The organism is Achromobacter sp. UMC71, from assembly GCF_014170305.1.
In the GTDB taxonomy this organism is placed as follows: domain Bacteria; phylum Pseudomonadota; class Gammaproteobacteria; order Burkholderiales; family Burkholderiaceae_B; genus Achromobacter.
Genome location: NZ_LZZT01000038.1, coordinates 49,236 through 67,085, shown reverse-complemented (window position 1 = coordinate 67,085; position 17,850 = coordinate 49,236). Strand labels below are relative to the sequence as shown.

General features: G+C 66.9%; 19 protein-coding genes. 10 read left to right on the top strand and 9 right to left on the bottom strand.

The window, feature by feature from the left end:
- Positions 1–76: 76 nt before the first annotated feature.
- The 3 genes from A9974_RS18800 to pcp all read right to left on the bottom strand — a co-directional run bounded on the left by A9974_RS18800 (position 77) and on the right by pcp (position 2,759).
- Complete coding sequence (locus tag A9974_RS18800; protein ID WP_183005684.1) at positions 77–1,099, bottom strand: tripartite tricarboxylate transporter substrate binding protein; 1,023 nt, start codon at positions 1,097–1,099, stop codon at positions 77–79.
- 111 nt (positions 1,100–1,210) lie between these two features.
- Positions 1,211–2,098 (bottom strand): alpha/beta fold hydrolase, encoded by an 888-nt coding sequence (locus A9974_RS18795; protein ID WP_183005683.1) that lies wholly within the window; start codon positions 2,096–2,098, stop codon positions 1,211–1,213.
- Positions 2,099–2,111: 13 nt separating this feature from the next.
- Positions 2,112–2,759: a pyroglutamyl-peptidase I gene (pcp, locus tag A9974_RS18790; protein WP_183005682.1), complete on the bottom strand. Its 648-nt coding sequence runs from the start codon at positions 2,757–2,759 to the stop codon at positions 2,112–2,114.
- 93 nt (positions 2,760–2,852) lie between these two features.
- On the opposite strand from pcp, the gene A9974_RS18785 reads away from it, so the two are divergent.
- Positions 2,853–3,785, top strand: a complete 933-nt coding sequence (locus A9974_RS18785; protein WP_183005681.1) for a LysR family transcriptional regulator — start codon at positions 2,853–2,855, stop codon at positions 3,783–3,785.
- 25 nt (positions 3,786–3,810) lie between these two features.
- On the opposite strand, the gene A9974_RS18780 is transcribed toward A9974_RS18785, so the two are convergent.
- Positions 3,811–4,971: an alpha-hydroxy acid oxidase gene (locus A9974_RS18780; protein ID WP_183005680.1), complete on the bottom strand. Its 1,161-nt coding sequence runs from the start codon at positions 4,969–4,971 to the stop codon at positions 3,811–3,813.
- A 165-nt stretch (positions 4,972–5,136) separates the two neighbouring features.
- Here A9974_RS18780 and A9974_RS18775 point away from each other — a divergent pair, with 165 nt between their 5' ends.
- The 4 genes from A9974_RS18775 to A9974_RS18760 all read left to right on the top strand — a co-directional run bounded on the left by A9974_RS18775 (position 5,137) and on the right by A9974_RS18760 (position 8,903).
- Positions 5,137–6,036, top strand: a complete 900-nt coding sequence (locus tag A9974_RS18775) for a LysR family transcriptional regulator (protein WP_183005679.1) — start codon at positions 5,137–5,139, stop codon at positions 6,034–6,036.
- Positions 6,037–6,162: 126 nt separating this feature from the next.
- Positions 6,163–6,831, top strand: coding sequence for an RraA family protein (locus tag A9974_RS18770; protein ID WP_183005678.1), 669 nt, complete (start codon positions 6,163–6,165; stop codon positions 6,829–6,831).
- Entirely contained in the window at positions 6,828–7,859 is a 1,032-nt protein-coding gene (locus A9974_RS18765; RefSeq protein ID WP_183005677.1) for a hydroxyacid dehydrogenase, read from the top strand. The genes A9974_RS18770 and A9974_RS18765 overlap by 4 nt, the downstream gene beginning before the upstream one ends.
- 51 nt (positions 7,860–7,910) lie before the next feature.
- On the top strand, positions 7,911–8,903 hold the full coding sequence (locus A9974_RS18760) for a tripartite tricarboxylate transporter substrate binding protein (protein ID WP_183005676.1): 993 nt from the start codon (positions 7,911–7,913) through the stop codon (positions 8,901–8,903).
- Between the two features lie 138 nt (positions 8,904–9,041).
- On the opposite strand, the gene A9974_RS18755 is transcribed toward A9974_RS18760, so the two are convergent.
- Positions 9,042–9,878, bottom strand: a complete 837-nt coding sequence (locus tag A9974_RS18755; RefSeq protein ID WP_183005675.1) for a DUF4189 domain-containing protein — start codon at positions 9,876–9,878, stop codon at positions 9,042–9,044.
- 296 nt (positions 9,879–10,174) lie between these two features.
- On the opposite strand from A9974_RS18755, the gene A9974_RS18750 reads away from it, so the two are divergent.
- Together A9974_RS18750 and A9974_RS18745 are read left to right on the top strand one after the other, a co-directional pair.
- Positions 10,175–10,735 carry a hypothetical protein gene (locus tag A9974_RS18750; protein WP_183005674.1) on the top strand — a complete coding sequence of 187 codons (561 nt, stop codon included), beginning with the start codon at positions 10,175–10,177 and terminating at the stop codon, positions 10,733–10,735.
- 241 nt (positions 10,736–10,976) lie between these two features.
- Entirely contained in the window at positions 10,977–12,515 is a 1,539-nt protein-coding gene (locus A9974_RS18745) for a hypothetical protein (RefSeq protein ID WP_183005673.1), read from the top strand.
- 73 nt (positions 12,516–12,588) lie between these two features.
- Here the strand turns inward: A9974_RS18745 and A9974_RS18740 are convergent, their stop codons facing one another.
- Positions 12,589–12,987, bottom strand: coding sequence for a RidA family protein (locus A9974_RS18740; RefSeq protein WP_183005672.1), 399 nt, complete (start codon positions 12,985–12,987; stop codon positions 12,589–12,591).
- Positions 12,988–13,121: 134 nt separating this feature from the next.
- Between A9974_RS18740 and A9974_RS18735 the strand changes: the two genes are divergently transcribed.
- A complete protein-coding gene (locus tag A9974_RS18735) occupies positions 13,122–14,048 on the top strand; it encodes a LysR family transcriptional regulator (protein WP_183005671.1) in 927 nt (308 codons plus the stop codon).
- Between the two features lie 108 nt (positions 14,049–14,156).
- Here A9974_RS18735 and A9974_RS18730 read toward each other — a convergent pair whose 3' ends face one another.
- On the bottom strand, positions 14,157–14,576 hold the full coding sequence (locus A9974_RS18730; protein WP_370539650.1) for a DUF1801 domain-containing protein: 420 nt from the start codon (positions 14,574–14,576) through the stop codon (positions 14,157–14,159).
- A gap of 272 nt (positions 14,577–14,848) precedes the next feature.
- Here A9974_RS18730 and A9974_RS18725 point away from each other — a divergent pair, with 272 nt between their 5' ends.
- Positions 14,849–15,265 (top strand): RidA family protein, encoded by a 417-nt coding sequence (locus tag A9974_RS18725; RefSeq protein WP_183005669.1) that lies wholly within the window; start codon positions 14,849–14,851, stop codon positions 15,263–15,265.
- Positions 15,266–15,480: 215 nt separating this feature from the next.
- On the opposite strand, the gene A9974_RS18720 is transcribed toward A9974_RS18725, so the two are convergent.
- Positions 15,481–16,407, bottom strand: a complete 927-nt coding sequence (locus A9974_RS18720) for an NADP-dependent oxidoreductase (protein ID WP_183005668.1) — start codon at positions 16,405–16,407, stop codon at positions 15,481–15,483.
- Positions 16,407–16,835, bottom strand: a complete 429-nt coding sequence (locus A9974_RS18715) for a nuclear transport factor 2 family protein (RefSeq protein WP_183005667.1) — start codon at positions 16,833–16,835, stop codon at positions 16,407–16,409. The genes A9974_RS18720 and A9974_RS18715 overlap by 1 nt, the downstream gene beginning before the upstream one ends.
- 100 nt (positions 16,836–16,935) lie before the next feature.
- On the opposite strand from A9974_RS18715, the gene A9974_RS18710 reads away from it, so the two are divergent.
- Positions 16,936–17,826: a LysR family transcriptional regulator gene (locus A9974_RS18710; RefSeq protein WP_183005666.1), complete on the top strand. Its 891-nt coding sequence runs from the start codon at positions 16,936–16,938 to the stop codon at positions 17,824–17,826.
- The last annotated feature ends 24 nt before the right edge of the window (positions 17,827–17,850 follow it).

The following is a 17,850-nucleotide window of genomic DNA, read 5'->3' as shown; positions in this document are numbered from 1 at the left end:
GGCGCTCAACACAAAGAAGACTTTCAGATATGGATATGAAACCGCTGGCGCGCCAGGCGGCGCGCCCCTTGCATGCTCAATTGAGCTTGACGTCGGCCGCGGCGATGACGCGGCGATAGGCCGCGATGTCGTCGCGCACGGTCTGGTCCACCGCCTCGGGCGAGCTCGCCGCGATGGCGAATCCCAGGTTTTCCAGCAGCGCGGCCGTCTCGGGCTCGCGCAGCACCGCCACCACATCGCGATTGATACGGTCCACCAGCGCCTTGGGCGAGGACGCCGGCGCCACGAACCCCTGCCAGCTTTCGACCGCGTAGTCCGCCAGCCCGGCTTCCTGGATGGTCGGCACGTCTGGCAGTGCCTTGGAGCGGTAAGGCGTGGTCACCGCCAACGCCACCAGCTTGCCCGAGCGCACGTTCTCGGTGGCCGCGGCCAGGGTGATCAGCATGGCGTCCACGTGGCCGCCCAGCACATCCAGCGTCGCGGGCCCGCCGCCCGGATAGGGAATCTGGTTGGTCTTGGCGCCGATGCGCTCGTTCAGCAGTTCCACCGCCAGATGCTGCAGGCTGCCGTTGCCCCCGGGCAGCGCCAGCGAGATCTCGCCGGGGCGCTGGCGCACCAGGGCCACGAATTCCTGGAAGGTCTTCACCCCCAGGCCGGGCCGCACCACCAGCAGCTGCGGATTGACCACCGCCTTGGTTACGCCTTGCAGGTCGCGCACCGGATCGTAGTTCTGCTTGCCGGGCTGCAGCGCGTTCAGCGACAGCGCGTCACCGCCCAGCAACAGCGTATAGCCGTCGCCGCGCGCATGCGCCACCGCGGCGTTGCCGATGGCGCTGCTGGCGCCGGGCTGGTTCTCGACGACCACGCTCTGGCCCCACTTCTCGCTGAGCTTCTGCGCCACGGTGCGCGCCAGCTTGTCGGCGCTGCCGCCGGCGGCGATCGGCACGATCAGCTTGACCGGCCGGGTCGGATAGCGGCTGGCGTCGTCGCCCACGGCGGGGGCCGCGCCGGTCATATTGCTCAATAGTCCCGCGCCCACCACCACGCCCGCCCCCAGGCCGAGCACGGCCTTCAGGACGGATCTGCGTTTACTGCCCATCGGTCACTCCTGGCTGACTGTGGGGCCGTCATGGGCCCCGGTGAAAACCAGGATAGGGGTGCGCCAGGCGGCCCACAAATACCGATACGCAATGTGGAAATGCCTGGCCCCTTAAGTCAGGAACGCCAGCATGCGCCGCGCCAGCTCGCGCGGCTGCTCTTCGGGTATGTAATGGCCGCAGTCCGCCAGCACCCCGCCCCGCAGATCGTGCGCCAGGGGCTTTAACGCCTGGTACAGATCCGGCGCGCTGCCCTGGTCTGCGCCCAGCGCCAGCACGGGCACCGTCAACGGCGTCTCGCGCAGCGGCCGGTTCTGCTGGGCGTCCAGATGCGCCGCGCGGTAGTAGCCCAGCATGCCGCGCAGCCCGCCCAGCGTCTGGTAGACGCGTTCGTATTCATCGATGTCGGCGCGGCTGAATACGCCGGGCTTGTTGGCCGTCTTGCGGCTGAAGAACCATTCGATCAGCACCCGCTCGCGGCCCGCCAGCAGCGCCTCGGGCAGGTCCGGCACCGTATTGAAGAGGAAGTGCCAGCTCTTCCAGTTGTCCGGCCCCAATTCGATGGCGGGCTTGAGCGTTACGCCGGGAATGTTGGCGTCCAGCAGCACCAGCCGCTCGACCTCGGCGGCGTGACGCGCCGCGTAGGGATAGGCGATCCAGGCGCCGATGTCGTGGCCGGCCAGCGCGTACCGCGTCAGGCCCAGCGTATGGAACAGCGCCCGCAGGCGCTCGCCCGCCGTCTGCGTGTCGTAGCCGTCCAGCGGCTTGTCCGAATCGCCCTGCCCCGGCAGGTCCACCGCGTACAGGCGGAAATGCGGCGCCAGCAGCGGCATCACCCGGCGCCATGCGTACCAGCTCTGCGGAAAGCCCGCCAGCAGGATCAGCGCCGGCCCCGCCCCGCCCTCGACCACGTGGTAGCCCAGGCCATCCACCACGACCCGGCGATGCTGGAACGGCACGCCGTCCAGCGCGAACATGTCGGCGCTCTTGAACGAATCCATGTCTGCCGCCCGCTCAGTGCAACGCGCCGCCGCCGGCCTTGATGTCCGCCTTCACGGCCAGCGTCGTCGCCACCATGATCTTCACGCCTTCGATCAGCGTGGCCAGCGCCAGGCTGGGCTGGCCGGGATGGTGCGCCGCCATCTCCGGCAGGTACGGCACATGCACGAAGCCGCCGCGCAAGATGGGCTGTTCCGTGGCGATGTAATGCGCCAGGCCGTAGAAGATCGTGTTGCAGTTGTAGGTGCCTGCCGTCGACGATACCGACGCCGGCACGCCCGCGGCCCGCAGGTCGCGCACAATGGCCTTGATCGGCAGCGTCGAGAAATATGCCGCCGGGCCGCCTTCGACCACCGGCTCATCGATCGGCTGGCGTCCTTCGTTGTCGGGAATGCGCGCGTCCACCACATTGATCGCCACCCGCTCGATCGAGACATCGCTGCGCCCGCCCGCCTGTCCCAGGCAGATCACCACATCGGGCCGGGTGTCCGCGATGGCCTGGCGCAGCACGCCCACTACCTTGCCGATCACGCAGGGCAGCTGGCGCGCCACCAGCGTGGCGCCAGCCACCTGCGTGCCGTCCAGCCGCCTGGCGGCTTCCCACGACGGGTTCAGCGATTCGCCATCAAAGGGCTCGATTCCGGTAATCAATACAGTGGGCATTGCCGCATCCTTGGGTTTGGGTCGTTTCCGCCATCGTAGGGCGGCGCCAAGGAATTGTTGAAATCGATAATCGCTATTCGTACTATTGATGAAATGAATCTATCCGCCATCGACCTGAACCTGCTGGTTGCCTTCGAAGCCCTCTACGACACCCGCAACGTCACCCTGGCCGGCCAGCGCATCAACCGCGCCCAGCCCTCGGTCAGCAGCGCGCTGGGCCGCTTGCGCCTGCTGTTCCAGGACGAGCTTTTCCTGCGCACCGCCGACGGCATGCAGCCCACCCCCAAGGCCGCCGCGCTGATGCCGGCCGTGAGCGCGGCGCTGGACCAGATCCGCCAGGCGCTGACGCAAGGCACGGGCTTTGACCCCAAGGCCGCTACGGGGCGGCGCTACACCGTGGCCGCCAGCGACTACGCCGACGTTGTCATCGTGCCTCACATCGTCGCCGCCCTGCGGCAGGAAGCCCCCGGGGTCGACCTGCGCGTGGCGCGGCTGGACCGCGCCGCCCTCTACGAACAATTGGACAACGGCAGCGTGGATCTGGCCATCGGCGGGCATCTGACGCCGCCGAAGCGCATGCTGCAGGAACGCCTCTATCAAGAGCACTTCGTCTGCATCGCCGACCAGCGTCATCCCGCGTTGCGCAGCCGCAAGCTGGACCTGGCGCGCTACGTGGCCCTGCCCCACGCCCTGTTCACCCCCAGCGACGACGGCTCGTCGCGCGGCGTGGTGGACACGGCCCTGGCGCGGCTGGGGCATCGGCGCCGGGTGGCCTGCACCTTTGCCCACATCGTGGCGCTGCCCCATGCGGTACAGGGCACGGACCTGATCGCCACGCTGGCGCGCCGCGCGGCGTTGCGGCTGGCAGGCGCTGGCCTGACCCTGCGGCCGCTCCCCCCCGAGGTGGACCCTGGGCCGTTCGACATCGACATGGTGTGCAGCCGCCGCGCCCCCGGCGATGCAGCGTTGGCGTGGTTGCAGGAGGTGGTGCGCAATGCCGCCCGGCAGGTCCAGGCGCAGGGCTGACGCGTGCGCGGATCCGCCGAAGGCGTTACGGCACGGCCTGCACCAGATGGTCGGCCTGCACCGCCGCCAGATCCACGGCGCCCAATAGCCCCATGTTGCGGCGCACCTCTGCCACGATCAGGTGGACCGCGTGCGCCACGCCCGCCTGGCCCGCGACCGCGGCCGCATAGTTGAACGGCCGGCCCACGAACACGCAGCGCGCGCCCAACGCCAGCGCCTTGAGCACGTCCGAGCCGCGCCGCACGCCGCTGTCGAGCATCACCTCCATGCCGCCCGCCGCGTCCACCACGTCCGGCAAGGCCTGCAACGGCGTCATGCAGCCGTCCAGCTGCCGCCCGCCGTGGTTGGACACGATCACGCCGTCCATGCCCAACGCGCGGGCGCGCCGCGCATCATCGGGATGCAGCACGCCCTTGATCACCATGCGCCCGGCCCAGCGCCGCCGGATCGCCGCCGCATGGTCCCAGTTCAGATGCCCCCGGTCGGAAAAATCGCGCAACACGCGTGCCGACAGGATCGGCGCGCCCCGGGTGGCGTAATTGTTCTCGAAATGCGGCATGCCATGGCGCCAGAGCGTACGCAGGAAGGTGCCGAACAGCCAGCGCGGATGCGTCGCGCCCTGCCACGCCAGGCCCAGGCTGGGCCGCAGCGGCGTCGAAAAGCCGGCGCGCACGTTGTTTTCGCGGTTGGCGGCCACCGGCGTATCCACCGTCAGCACCAGCGTGCCCACGCCCGCCGCCGCCACCCGGTCGATCAAGGCGTCGATCTGCGCGCCATCGCCGGGCAGATAGGCCTGGAACCAGGTGCCGGGCGCCTCGCTCACCACCTCTTCCAGGCGCATCAACGACGAACCGCTCATGATGCAAGGCACCTGCGCCGCCTGCGCGGCCCGTGCCAGCACCAGGTCGCCGCGATAACTCGACAACGCCGAAATGCCCATGGGCGCGATGCCGACCGGCGCGGCGTAGGAGGTCCCCAACACCGTGGCCTGCGTGCTGCACGCGGACACGTCCACCAGCACCCTGGGGCGAAACGCGTAACGCTCGAAACTGCGGCGGTTAGCGCGTTCGGACACGCCGTCCTCTACCGCGCCGGAAACGTAGGCGAACAGGGGTTTGGGCAGCACGCGGCGGGCTGCGGCCTCGAAATCGTGCAGGCTGAGCAGATGGCGCAGGCGTTTGGACATGCGGGACGGGCTCCTGGCGCGGGCGGCCATCGGGGGCCGCCGGGTGTCGTGGGCAATGGCGCACGACTATAGGCGCGGCGATGCTTTGAATAAAGCGACTTTATCGATATTCTTTATTACTCTTTTGTTCACTCTCGATTTCGCGGCAACCCCGCCGGACGCGCCATGACACTCAAACAACTCGAAGCGTTCTACTGGGCCGCCACCTGCAAGAACTTTGCCATCGCGGCCAACCGGCTCAACATCTCGGTATCGTCACTGTCCAAGCGCATCGGCGAACTCGAATCCGCGATCGGCGCCGACCTGTTCAGCCGCACGGCGCGCAGCGCGGCGCTGACGGCGCTGGGCGAACAACTGGTGCCGCACGCCAAGGACCTGCTGCGCAACGCCGACCAGTTCATGCAGCAGGCCAGCGACAACCTGGCCTATTCCGGCCGCTGCCGCTTCGGCGCCGGCGAACTGACTGCACTGACCTGGATGCCGCAGTTGATCGACGCGATCCAGCAGGCCCATCCCAACCTGCTGGTCGAACCCTTCGTGGGGGTCGGCGAGCTGGTCGAACGCGGCCTGGAAGACGGCGAACTCGACTTCGCCGTGATCGCCGGTCCGTCCTCGCGCGCCTCGATCGCATCCAGCCTGATCGGCAGCGCCGACTTCGAATGGGTCGCCACCGCGCGCGCCGTGCCGGATCCCGCCGCGCTCACGCCGGCCGATCTGCCCGGCCAGACGCTGATCACCCTGCCGCAGAGTTCGGGCGCCATCCGCATGCTGGACGACTGGCTGACTGCCCAACACGTTTCGCCGGGCCGCAATCTGTGCTGCAACAGTTGGGGCGGCATCGCAGGCCTGCTGCGCCAGGGGCTGGGGCTGGGCTTTCTGCCTCGGGCCTGGGCACAGATCCTGATCGCGCGCGGCGACCTGCTGCCTTTGCCGGGCTTTCCGCCTTTGCGGCCCTTGCCCTACACCTTTCAATGGCGGCGCGACGACACCCGGCCCCTGCTGAAAACGCTGCGAACCCTGGCGCAAGACGCCCTGGATTTCCATGCGCCCACCGGGCTCGCCTGATGTCGCCGCGGACCCCAAAACTTTCCAAAAAGCGTTTTATAAGCAGTCAAATTATTCGCTTTATCTCGCGATAGCCGCTGGGTAGAGTCGCCCCTGGCACTCACCCCTGACGGAGACCTTCGCGACATGCCGGACTTTGGCTTCACCCTGCACGACTGCCCGCCCGGGCCCGACCGCGACACGCTGCTCGCCTACCGCGACCTGGCGGTCGCCAACATCAGCGACGCCATGAGCCGCACGGTCGGCACATCCGCGCTACGCCCGCTGCACCGCTCGCGCCGCATTCTGGGTCGAGCCTTCACCGTGCAGACCCGGCCGGGCGACAACCTGATGGTGCACAAGGCCATCGACATGGCCGCACCCGGCGACGTCATCGTGGTGGACGCCGGCGGCGATACCCACAACGCCATCATCGGCGAGATCATGGCCGGCTGGGCCGCCAAGCGCGGGCTGGCGGGCTTCGTCATCGACGGCGCGGTCCGTGACAGCGACACCTTGGCGGCCGGCGACCTGCCCGTCTTCGCCCGGGGCGTCGCGCACCGCGGCCCCTACAAGGACGGCCCCGGCGCGATCAACGTGCCCGTCAGCGTCGACGGCATGGTGGTGTTGCCCGGCGACCTGCTGATCGGCGACGCCGATGGCCTGTTGGCCATCCGGCCGGACCAGGCGCCCGCCATCGCCGAACGGGTGCGCGCCATCGCCGCCGCCGAAGCCGCCATCCTGCAGGACATCGAACGCGGCGCCCTGGACCGCCGCTGGGTCGATGCCGCGCTCAAAGCCCGAGGCGTGCTGTGAACGCGCGCCGCGCCCGGCTTTGCCGTCTGGACCTATGGCTGGATCCGGCGTTCGACCAGATCATCGGCGCGGCTCCCGGCGTCGCGCTGTCGGTGCTGCCCGTCCGCGGCGACGACGCCCGCACGCGGGCAGGCCTGCGCACCGCCCATGCCTATCACGTGTCCGCCGCCAAAGATGAACTGCCGCGGCAATGGTTCGTGGGACCTGAACTGATCGCGCAATGCCCGGAATTGATGGTCGTGTCCTCGGGCGGCGCGGGTTATGACACGGTGGATGTGGCCGCCTGCACCCGCGCCGGCATCGCCGTGGTCAACCAGGCCGGCGCCAACGCGGCGTCGGTGGCCGAGCACACCTACGCCCTGCTGCTGGCCGTGCAGCGCCGCGTGGTCGAGTCGCACCAGCGCCTGCGGCACGACACGGGCTTCTCGCGCGAAGACCTGATGGGCCACGAAATCCACGGCGGCACCCTCGGCCTGGTGGGCCTGGGGCAGATCGGTACCCGCGTGGCGCAGATCGCTCATGGCTTCGGCCTGCGCGTGCTGGCCCACGATCCGCTATTGGACGACGACACGATACGCAGCCGCGGCGCGCAGCCCGCTACCCTGGCCGATTTACTGGCGCAATCCGACATCGTGTCGCTGCATTGCCCGCTGGACGCCTCGACCCGCGGCCTGTTCGATGCCCGCGCCTTCGCCGCCATGAAAGCGGGCGCGGTGTTTGTGTCCACCGCGCGCGGCGGCATTCACGACGAAGACGCCCTGCTGGACGCCCTGCGCGGCGGCCATCTGCGCGGCGCCGGGCTGGACGTGTGGCAACACGAACCGCCCCCGCACGACGCACCGCTGCTGGCGCTGCCTAACGTGGTGGCGACCTTTCACACCGCCGGCGTCACCCACGAAGCCCGCCGCAATGTGGCGCGTTCATCGGCCAACCAGCTGCTGGCGATGCTGCGCGGCGAACGGCCGCCGCAACTGATCAACCCTGAAGTCTGGCCGATCGCCGCAGCACGCATCGCCGCCCTGACATAGAAAAAAAATCGCGGCGACCCCGCCGACGATACGCACCGCGAGGAGACAACCATGCAACACCGCAACACACGCCAAGCCCTGCGCAGGCTGGCGGGCGCCGCCCTGGCTTGCGCCAGCCTTTACGCCGCCGCTGTCCCGGCCGCCGGCTACCCGGAACGCCCCATCAACCTGATCGTGTCCTATGGACCCGGCGGCGGCACCGACCTGGTGGCGCGGATGATGGCGCCGTATCTGCAGAAATATCTGGGCAACGACGCCCGCATCGTGGTGCTGAACCGCCCCGGCGCGGGCGGCGCCATCGGCTTCACCGAACTGGCGCGGGCCCAACCTGACGGCTACACCATCGGCTTCATCAACACGCCCAACCTGCTGACCATCCCGATCGAGCGCAAGTCCAGCTTCACCTGGCAGAGCTACGATCTGCTGGGTAATTTGATCGACGATCCGGGTGCGTTCAGCGTGCTCAAGGACAATCCGATGAAGACGCTGGCCGATCTGTCGGCCTACGCCAAGCAGAACCCGGGCAAGGTCACGGTCGGCACCACCGGCACGGGCTCCGACGACCACTTGGCCATGCTGAAATTCGAGCGGGCCTCGTCGACGCAGTTGAGCCATATTCCGTACAAGGGAGCCGGCGAAGTGCGCGGCGCGCTCGCCGGCGGCGAAATCACCATCGGCGCGATCAATGTGGGCGAGGCGTTGCAGTACCAGAAAGGCGGCACGCCGCTGCGCTTCCTGGGTCAGATGGGCAAAACCCGTTCGGCCGCGCTGCCCGACGTCCCCACCTTCAAGGAACAGGGCTACGACTTCGAACTGGCGTCATTGCGCGGCCTGGCTGCGCCCAAGGGCCTGCCCGCCGACGTGCGCGACAAGCTCGTGCAAGCCGTCAGGCGCAGCGTGGACGACCCGGAGTTCCAGACCAAAGCCAAGGCCATGTTCGCGCCGCTACGCTATCTGGCGCCGCCCGAATACGCCAAGGAACTCGCGGCGGGAGAAGCGGAATTCCAGCAGCTGTGGCAGCAGGCGCCCTGGCTGGACAAGTAGGCGGGAAAGACCTGGTCAGGCGTTGGTGGCGCCGAAGGGGCGGACCTGGCCAGGGGGTATTGACGCGGAAAGGGCCGGCCGCGAACTCGGCCCGGCAGGCGCGCGCATGACTTGCCGCGCCGGCTACCTCAAGCCGTCTCAGTTGGGCTTTTCGTCCATGCCGGCATAGCCGTCGATATAGGCGCGGCCCGAGCAGCGCACCATCGCTACGCAGTTCGGTGCGCCGGTCTTGGCGCTGCAGGTATTGCGGGCCGCATCGCGCGCGCGCTTCGGGTCCGGGTCCAGCGCCGTGAAGCCGGTGCCGCGGCCCTCGCTGCCCTTGGCCCAGGCCAGGCCGACGCAGCTGTCCTTGTAGGTCAGCACCTTGGTGCAGCCCTTGCAGTCTTCCCAGTCCAGCAGTTTGCCGATCGCGTCCTTTTCGTTGGGATAGCCGTCGGCATAGCTCAAACCGCCGGAGTCCTGCTCGGCGATGGCGCCCCAGTATTCGCGATCGTTCAGCTTGGCCGACAACGCTTCCAGCTGGGCAGGCGTCGCGGTCTTGGGCGCCTGCAGGTCCTCGGCGCTGTAGCCCGGGCCCACGCATAGCGGCATCGTCGCCAGGCGGCACTTGCCGTCCGGGCTGCCCGCCGTGCAGCGGCGCATGGCCTTCTTGGCCGCCATCTCAGGCGACACGCTGTTGCCGGGGAACAGGTCATTGGACGTGAGGCCGCGCGCATACACCATGCAGCTGTCCGAAAACCAGCTCAGGGACTTGCAGTCCTTGCCGCCGGCGCGCCGGCATTCGGCCACCCCCGCCGCCTCGGCCTCTTTGCCCGAGTCCTCGGGCAGCGCCCAGTAGATCTTGGCGTGTTTACCATCTGTGGCGATACCGCCATACAGCGTGTCGGCGTGCGCGGCCGCGGAAAACAAACCCGTCATCAACGCCAGGGCGGCGAATACGGTGCGGATTATCGGCATGAATCGGGCAGGCATCATCGTCGGTTTCCGGATCGAAGGGATTTAGCGGGCACGATCTTAGCAAAGCAATCAACCCGCTCCGTCCCCTAGCAAAGCCCGCGCAGGCATATTGAGTAACAAATTTCACACCTCTCAGCACGAAGCCGACCCCGTTTTCCGGTAAAAATGGCGGACTTTTCTTAAGCGAGCTGTCAGCCCTTGGCAACGCTCGCGCATTCCGCCAGGCAACGCACCTGTCACGAAGAGAAACAAACGCGTTGAGCGCCCGCTTGCCCTTACAGGGGTCCACCGCCACGGAGCACCGACTGCACACCATGACGCCGCTATTGCACCCTTACGTTCGCCGGCCACTGTTGCTGACCGCCATCCTGGCCGCCGCCAGTCTGGCCGGTTGCGCCCCGATGCCCACCGGGGGCAGCTCGGCCCTGCCCTCGCTGGGCAAAGTCTTCTCCGAAGGCCTGTCGTTTTCGCCCAGCGTCAACGTCGCCCGCAACATGGAAGGCCGCAGCATCAACGACGCCATCGCCGCGCTGGGCGAACCGTCCAGGAAGCGCGCCATCGGCAACACGATGGAATTGGAATGGTCCGACTATCAGACCGCGCCCTACCAGGAATGGGTCGTCACCGGCACCAACCAGCAGGTCGTGGGCATGATTCCCGCCACCAACACCACCGCGGCCACGCCGGTCTTCCAGCAAAGCAGCACCGGCTACATGCAGAACCGTTCGCGCGTCTATGAGTGCAAGGTGCTGATGCGCATGAAAGACAGCGTCATCGTCGGGTCCACCGTGGACGGCAACGTCTGCCCGGAATTCATCGGTGCGCTGCGCAAATGGGCCGGCGAAAACGAAGCGCGCAATTACGCCGTCAAATAATCGCGCGGGCGTGCCCGGCAAAATAACCGCGGAACCGGCGTAATTCATGCGCTTGCATCCACGGCATTCAGTTTCGGCACAGCCATCGTTTTGTCGACATTATTTCCCCGCCAAAGATAATCGCGGCGGCAAATAATAAATCGCGCGGCCCATTAATTTTCCACCGCGCCTGCCGTTAGTCATTCTGAATATCCCCGGCACGATCACTGGGCAGCTGTTGCCCGCCTGGAATACCGCAGACATGACTACGATCTCCTCTTCACTGCCCCCGCTCGTCATCGCGCCGCAAGCGCCGGCGAGCGGCGTGTCCCGCGTTACCAACGTCAACCGCAGCCCCGAACCGCCCGCATCAACCTCGGTCACGCTGGGCCAGCAATCGGCCGGCGTGCTGACCTATTCGCCCAACACGCTGTCCGCCAACCCGGTGCAGGAACCCGACGCCCTGTCGCCGCTGATGTCGGACAACGTCCGCTCGTCGTCCCTGACCGGTCAGTTCAAGGGTCTTGCCGCCGCGCTGCTGTCGCGCTTGCAGACCGATGGCGGCAACTACTCGCAATCGGTCCCGGCGACGCGCTCGGCCGCGGCCGTGGACGGCGTGGATGGCCCCCAGGCCCAAGCCCAGGCGGACAACTCGGTGGCGCTGCGCATCACCACCGCCAGCGGCGCCAAGGTCAACGTCACGCTCGACAGCAATGCAAAGGGCCTGGCCGTGCAGATCGACGTGGGCGATGCCAAGCTCACCGAGGCCGAGCGCAATGCCATCGCCGGCTTGTCCAAATCGTTCCAGGACGCCGTTGACGGCCTGGCGTCGGTGCCGCCCAAGCTGGCCCTGAGCGCGTTGTCCAAGATCGACACCAATGTCCTGTCGTCGGTATCGCTGGAAGCCACCGTCGGCGCCGAAGGCCCGGACCAGGTCAGCTTCAAGTTCCAGGCCGATGCCGGCCAGCGCGCGCTGACCGTCAAGACCCTGGCCGGTTCCGCCCAGATCAACGTCGACGTCAGCAAGCCCAGCCAATTCGGCAGCGCCCAGCAGCAATCCGCGGCCATCGACAGCTACCTCGGCAAATTCGACAGCGCCCAGAAGCGCGGCGAAGGCGATGCCGCCCTGATGTCGTACTTCAAGCAAGGTTTCTCGGACCTGCATCGCAGCTATGGCGCCTGGTCGCCCCAGGGCACCACCAACCGCCTGGGCGCGCCCGCCGACGTTCACCGCACCATGCTGTCCGGTCTGGCCGACTTCTCCGCCTCGGTCAACCAGGCGCCCATCGCGTCCAACCCGGCTCAGCCGCGCGAACTGGACACGTTCTCGTACCAGACTTCGCAGAACACCCGCAGCAGCGGCCGCCCGCAGTTCGACCTGGCCATCACGCAACAGCAGCAGTCGTCGCTGAGCGCCAGCTTCCATCGCGCGCTGTCGCTGGATCAGAAGCTGAACCTGACCACGGACCCGGATTCGCAGAACTACGCCTTCTACCAAATCCGCGACAACTACGAGAACAAGACCGACATCGGCTACGAAGACGGCAAGCTGGCCCGCGCCTCGTTCACCGAGACCAGCACGCTGTCCACCACGGTCTCCAAGTTCGTCAAGGGAAAGCTGGTCGACCAAAGCGCGATTCCGTCCACCCAGACCCGCAGCCGTGACCTGATGGAACTGCTGCGCGCCGCGGACCTGGATGCCCCGCTCAAGGACACCAAGACCCCGCGCGACCAGATCGAGGCCGCCTTGATCCGCAAGCAGGAAGACCTGGCCCAGGCCGTAGCCCGCGCCCGCGGTTAATCCCCGCTTCCCGCGCAACGGCAAAGGCGCCCCTCGGGGCGCCTTTGTCTTGTCCGCCCTTGTCCGCTAACGGCTACCCGCCGTCGGGCACCTTCGCGATGACTTTGATCTCGAAGTCAAAACCGTACAGCCACGTCACCCCCACCGCCGTCAGCGTCGGATGCGGCGCCTGGCCCCAGTATTCGGGCACGATCTTCCAGATGGTTTCGAACCTGGACGCCGGATCCACCATGAACACCGTCACGTCCACCACGTCATCGAACGTGCTGCCCGCTGCCTTCAGGATCGCGTTCAGGTTGTCGAACGCCCGGCGTACCTGGGTTTGCAGATCGGGCTCCTTTGAACCGTCCTCGCGGCTGCCCACCTGGCCCGACACGAACAGGAAACCATTGGACCGGATCGCCGGGGAATACCGGTTGCGCTCGTACAGCGCCTGGCGTCCCGCCGGGAATACCACGTCACGCGTTGTCATTCCATCTCTCCTATGGGCGTGGGCCCGCATTGATCATGCAGGCACTCTACGGCCCCCTCGGCGGGCGATAAACGGGTAATACTGCCCATCACTGTTTGTAAAATACAAACAATCCCCAAGATCCTGGAGTGGCGATGGACCGTTTCGATGCCATGCAGGCATTTGCCCGCGTCGTGGAAACCGGCAGTTTCACCAAGGCGGCCGACACCCTGCACATGAGCAAGACCAGCGTTACCCAGTTGGTACAGCAGTTGGAAGCGCGGCTGCGCGTGCGGCTGTTGAACCGCACAACCCGCAAGGTCAACGTCACCGCCGACGGCGCCGTCTACTACGAACGCGTGCTGCGCCTGTTGGCCGACATGGACGACGCCGAGACCAGCCTGTCCAGCGCCGCGGCCGTGCCGCGCGGCCGGCTGCGGGTCGACGTGCCCAGCCCGCTGGCGCGCATGATCCTGGCCCCTGCCTTGCCCGCCTTCCATGCGCGCTACCCCGACATTCAGCTGGACATGGGCGTCAGCGACCGGATCGTGGACATCATCGGCGAGAACGTCGACTGCGTCGTGCGCGGCGGCGAACTGACCGACCAGTCCCTCATCGCCCGCCGTATCGGCGACCTGCAACTGCGCGTCTACGCCGCGCCCAGCTACCTGCGACACGCTGGCACGCCCGCCCACCCGGCCGACCTGGAAGACTCCCACCACCGCATCGTCGGCTTTCTCTGGTCGCGCACCGGCAAGCCGCTGCCCTACGCCATGCGCCGCGGCGACGAAAGCGTGCACGCGCAGGGCCGCTACATCGTAGCGATGGACGACGGCAACGCCTACCTGGCGGCTGGCCTGGCCGGCATGGGCGTGCTGTGGCTGCCCGACTACATGGCGCGCGAGCACGCGGCGCGCGGCGAACTGACGCCGCTGTTCGAAGACTGGCGGCTGGACCCCATGCCCCTCTACATCGCCTACCCGCCCAACCGGCACGTCAGCGCCAAGCTGCGGGTGTTCATTGAGTGGGTGGCGGAATTGATGGAGGAACATGCCCCGGTGGAAAGGCATCCGGGCGGATAGGCCGGCCAACCCGCCCGCAATGTTCGTCCACGTGGGCATGCCGATCGCGCGAGGTCAGGCTCCTGCACGGATTTCCCTTGCGTGCCGCGCCAACCGCAAGCTGCCGCGCTACATGCGTTCGCCCGGTAGCTCGCTGGCCTGCTTCACCCAGGCCAGGAACCGGGCCTCGTCCAGCGCATCGCCTTCGCGGATATCCAGATAGCGGGTGTCCTGGCTCTTGGACGTTCCCGGCGGCACCGGCTGCAATGACGTGCCGCGAAAGAACGCTACCTTGATGTACTTGGTGAAGCAATGCACGCCCAGAAACCAGCCCTGGCCCGCCATGCCGTACAAGGGCGAATTCCACTTCACCGCTTTATGCACGCCGGGCACGGCCTGACTGATCAGGACATCCAGGCGGCGCCCAACCTCGCTTTTCCAACCGGGCATGGCATCGATATACGCCTGCACCGGCGCATCGCCCTCGCCTTTGGGAATTTGCGGATTGCCGCCGGACAGCAGGCGGGGGGCCGTCGTAGCGGCGGACACCGATGTTGCGGTCGTCTTTTTATTGGCCAAGACTTGTCTCCCGGATATGGATTGGCCTACCCCCGAATGGCCAGGCCCGCATCAGGGAATATAGAACCTGCGGACAGATTCAAGCCATCCCGCTCCGGCCTGCCCCTGGCCGCTGCCTTCCGAAACAGCGGCCGGCCCCACATGCCTTGCCCTGAAATTGGCTAGCATTGCGCACAGTTGCGCACTCGCCGGTCAATCCGGCCGCGGGATGCCTAGCCCACGATTCGACCACAAGGACTCCCATGAGCCAGATCGACCGCCTGCGCCTGCCCGACGATGACCCGACCTTCGGCGGCAACCGCATTTTCGACCTGTTCCAGTATTCGCCGGCCGTCACGGCCAACGGCATGGTTTTCATTGCCGGGCAGATCGGCCTGCGCGCCGACGGCACGATTCCCGAATCTCCATCGGAACAGGCGGACCTGGCATTCCAGCGTATTCAGTCCATCCTCGCGCACCTGGGCCTGGACTTCACCGACCTGGTCGAGCTGGTGACCTATCACGTGGATGTCGGCGCGGACCTGAAGGACTTTCGCGCCGTGAAGGAAAAATACATCCGCTCGGATTTTCCGGCCTGGACGATACTCGGCGTCGCGGCTTTGGCGCGCCCGGAACTGGCGATTGAAATCAAAGCGGTCGCCGCGACCCGCGCACGGTAAGACGCCCTGGGCAAGCGCGATTTTCATGACCGCGCGACGCGGGTCCGGTTCACGCAGCAAAGCAGCGCCATGATGCGGTGGGACGACAAGACCGATGCAGTGGATCACCGCGGAGCGCCGGCCCGCCAGCATCGAAGATTTCCGCCAGGCGCCCGGCGCCGGCACCTTCAACCTGCCGCAGGTGCACGCGCTGACCTGCTGCGGATGGCAGCGCCTTACGCGGTCACGTCCAGGACCCGCTTTCCCCGGGCATGACCGTCCATGCTGCGGGCCAAGGCTTGACCCGCCTGCGCCAACGGTACAGCCTCATCGATCCGAACCCGCAAGTCTCCCCGGGCGTACAACGCCGCCAACGCGGCAAGTTGCGTGCCGTCCGAGCGGGTGGCGAAATGCCTGCCCTCGCCCTTCGCTTCGGCGCCGCGCGTCGCGGCCGGATTGCTGACCGTCGACACCAGCAGACCGCCGGGCTTCAAGACCTGCCAGGAGCGGGCCTGCGTATCGCCTCCCATCAGATCAAGCACCAGATCGACGTCCGACACCTGCCGCGCAAAATCCCCGGCGCGGTAGTCGATCACCTGTTTCGCTCCCAGGTCACGCACATAGTCGTGATTGGCGGCGGACGCCGTCGCAATCACATGGGCGCCCGCCAGCCTGGCCAGTTGCACCGCCGCGCTTCCCACGCCGCCCGCGGCGGCATGGATCAGGACTTTCTGGCCGGGGCGCAGGTCACCGTGCTCATACAGGGCCTGCCACGCGGTCAAGGTAGCCGCGGGAATTGCCGCAGCCTCGTGAAAACTCAAACGGCTTGGCCTGCGGGCCAGCCGGCTGGCATCAGCGACGATCTTGCTGGCATAGGCGCCGACGATGCCGATGAATCCCAGGACTTCGTCGCCAGGCGACCAAGCGGTGACATTGCGCCCAACCGCCACCACGGTACCGGCGGCATCCACGCCGGGCGTGAACGGCAAAGGCAGCGGAATGAACGCTTGCATGGCGCCGCTGACGATCTTCCAGTCGATCGGATTGACCGACGCGGCAGCGACGTCGATCAAGACCTGGTCATCCCCAGGAACAGGGTCGTCAATCTCGACCAGGCGCAGGGCTTCGGGACTGCCGTACGCAGCAACACGGATGGCTTTCATCAAATGCTCCTTGAAGGCACGCCGACTATCGCGGCGTCAAAGGCCAGTGCGGCCCGGACAGGATCGAAATACTCGCGCAGATGACGGATCCGTCCATCACGCGCAGCCAGGAAGACGACATACTCTTGTTGATACGTGCGGCCCGTGGCCGGAACAAGCCCTTGGGCGCGGACGCGCGCCACGGCATGTTGCGTATCGCCCGCCGCCGTGATCAGCGCATCGAAGAAGCGAAAGTCCTTCACCGCGCCGATGAACCAGCCCACGTGTTCCAGCACGGCCTGCCGCCCCTCGAGCTTGAGGGGATGCCCCAGGCTTGGGGCATAGGGCAGATCCCAGACAATGTCGTCGGCGATCAGGCTTTGCCATTGCGCGTTGTCATCAATCAGCCATTGCAAGTGGCGCTGCAGAAGTTCGGTTGCCGTGGTCATGAAAAGTCCTTGGAAAGGATGCGATGGAGACAGATTAGGCGCTTGACATGTATCTTGGTAGCCTATATTTCTAGATTCAATCCATCTAAAGGACCGATACATGCTCGACGCCCTGTCGCTGGACCAGCTCCGCACCTTCATTGCCGCCGCCGACGAGGGCAGCTTCTCCGCAGCCGGGCGCAAGCTGCGGCGCGCGCAGTCGGTCGTCAGCCAGACACTGGCCAATCTGGAGAACCAGCTCGACGTCCGCCTGTTCGATCGCAGCGGCCGCTACCCTCGCCTGACCGAAGCCGGCGCGGCGCTACTGGCGCAGGCCCGCCAGGTCGTCAGCGGCATGGATGGCTTCAAATCCAAGGCGCGCGCCATCGCGGGCGGCCTGGAGCCCGAACTCTCGGTCGTGGTGGATGTGATGTACCCCATGGCGTCATTGACCGCGGCGGTCGATGCCTTTCGCAAGGCGTTTGCGCACACGCCACTGCGGCTTTACGTCGAAGCGCTGGGCGCGGTCATGCAGCCCGTCATCGGCCAGGCGTGCCGCCTGGGCATCAGCGGCTCGATGCCGGCCGTGCCCGAGGTACTCGATGCGGAAAAACTGCTGGACGTGCAAATGGTCACTGTCGCCGCGCCGTCACACCCCCTGGCGCGGCGCAAGGGCATCATCCGCGCGGGCGCCTTGCAAGACCACGTGCAGCTGGTCCTGACTGACCGCAGCACGCTGACCGATGGCACTACCTTCGGGGTCTTCTCGCCGCAGATCTGGCGCCTGGCCGATCTGGGCGCCAAGCATGCATTCCTGCGCGCCGGTTTCGGCTGGGGCCATATGCCGGCCGAGATGGTGCAGGACGACCTCAAGGGCGGCCAACTGGTCCCGTTGCGGATCGAGCATTTCCAGCCCCGCACACCGCCCATCGCGATGTTCGCCATTTACCGCAAGGACACCCCGCCGGGGCCGGCCGGGCGATGGTTTCTCGAGCAGCTCAAGACCGTATGAACGGCCATTGAACCGGGTACGCCT

Coding starts and splice junctions, on each gene's coding strand:
- A9974_RS18800 (WP_183005684.1), bottom strand. CDS start 1,099: ATGGGCAGTAAACGCAGATCCGTCCTGAAGGCCGTGCTCGGCCTGGGG.
- A9974_RS18795 (WP_183005683.1), bottom strand. CDS start 2,098: ATGGATTCGTTCAAGAGCGCCGACATGTTCGCGCTGGACGGCGTGCCG.
- pcp (WP_183005682.1), bottom strand. CDS start 2,759: ATGCCCACTGTATTGATTACCGGAATCGAGCCCTTTGATGGCGAATCG.
- A9974_RS18785 (WP_183005681.1), top strand. CDS start 2,853: ATGAATCTATCCGCCATCGACCTGAACCTGCTGGTTGCCTTCGAAGCC.
- A9974_RS18780 (WP_183005680.1), bottom strand. CDS start 4,971: ATGTCCAAACGCCTGCGCCATCTGCTCAGCCTGCACGATTTCGAGGCC.
- A9974_RS18775 (WP_183005679.1), top strand. CDS start 5,137: ATGACACTCAAACAACTCGAAGCGTTCTACTGGGCCGCCACCTGCAAG.
- A9974_RS18770 (WP_183005678.1), top strand. CDS start 6,163: ATGCCGGACTTTGGCTTCACCCTGCACGACTGCCCGCCCGGGCCCGAC.
- A9974_RS18760 (WP_183005676.1), top strand. CDS start 7,911: ATGCAACACCGCAACACACGCCAAGCCCTGCGCAGGCTGGCGGGCGCC.
- A9974_RS18755 (WP_183005675.1), bottom strand. CDS start 9,878: ATGATGCCTGCCCGATTCATGCCGATAATCCGCACCGTATTCGCCGCC.
- A9974_RS18750 (WP_183005674.1), top strand. CDS start 10,175: ATGACGCCGCTATTGCACCCTTACGTTCGCCGGCCACTGTTGCTGACC.
- A9974_RS18745 (WP_183005673.1), top strand. CDS start 10,977: ATGACTACGATCTCCTCTTCACTGCCCCCGCTCGTCATCGCGCCGCAA.
- A9974_RS18740 (WP_183005672.1), bottom strand. CDS start 12,987: ATGACAACGCGTGACGTGGTATTCCCGGCGGGACGCCAGGCGCTGTAC.
- A9974_RS18735 (WP_183005671.1), top strand. CDS start 13,122: ATGGACCGTTTCGATGCCATGCAGGCATTTGCCCGCGTCGTGGAAACC.
- A9974_RS18725 (WP_183005669.1), top strand. CDS start 14,849: ATGAGCCAGATCGACCGCCTGCGCCTGCCCGACGATGACCCGACCTTC.
- A9974_RS18720 (WP_183005668.1), bottom strand. CDS start 16,407: ATGAAAGCCATCCGTGTTGCTGCGTACGGCAGTCCCGAAGCCCTGCGC.
- A9974_RS18715 (WP_183005667.1), bottom strand. CDS start 16,835: ATGACCACGGCAACCGAACTTCTGCAGCGCCACTTGCAATGGCTGATT.
- A9974_RS18710 (WP_183005666.1), top strand. CDS start 16,936: ATGCTCGACGCCCTGTCGCTGGACCAGCTCCGCACCTTCATTGCCGCC.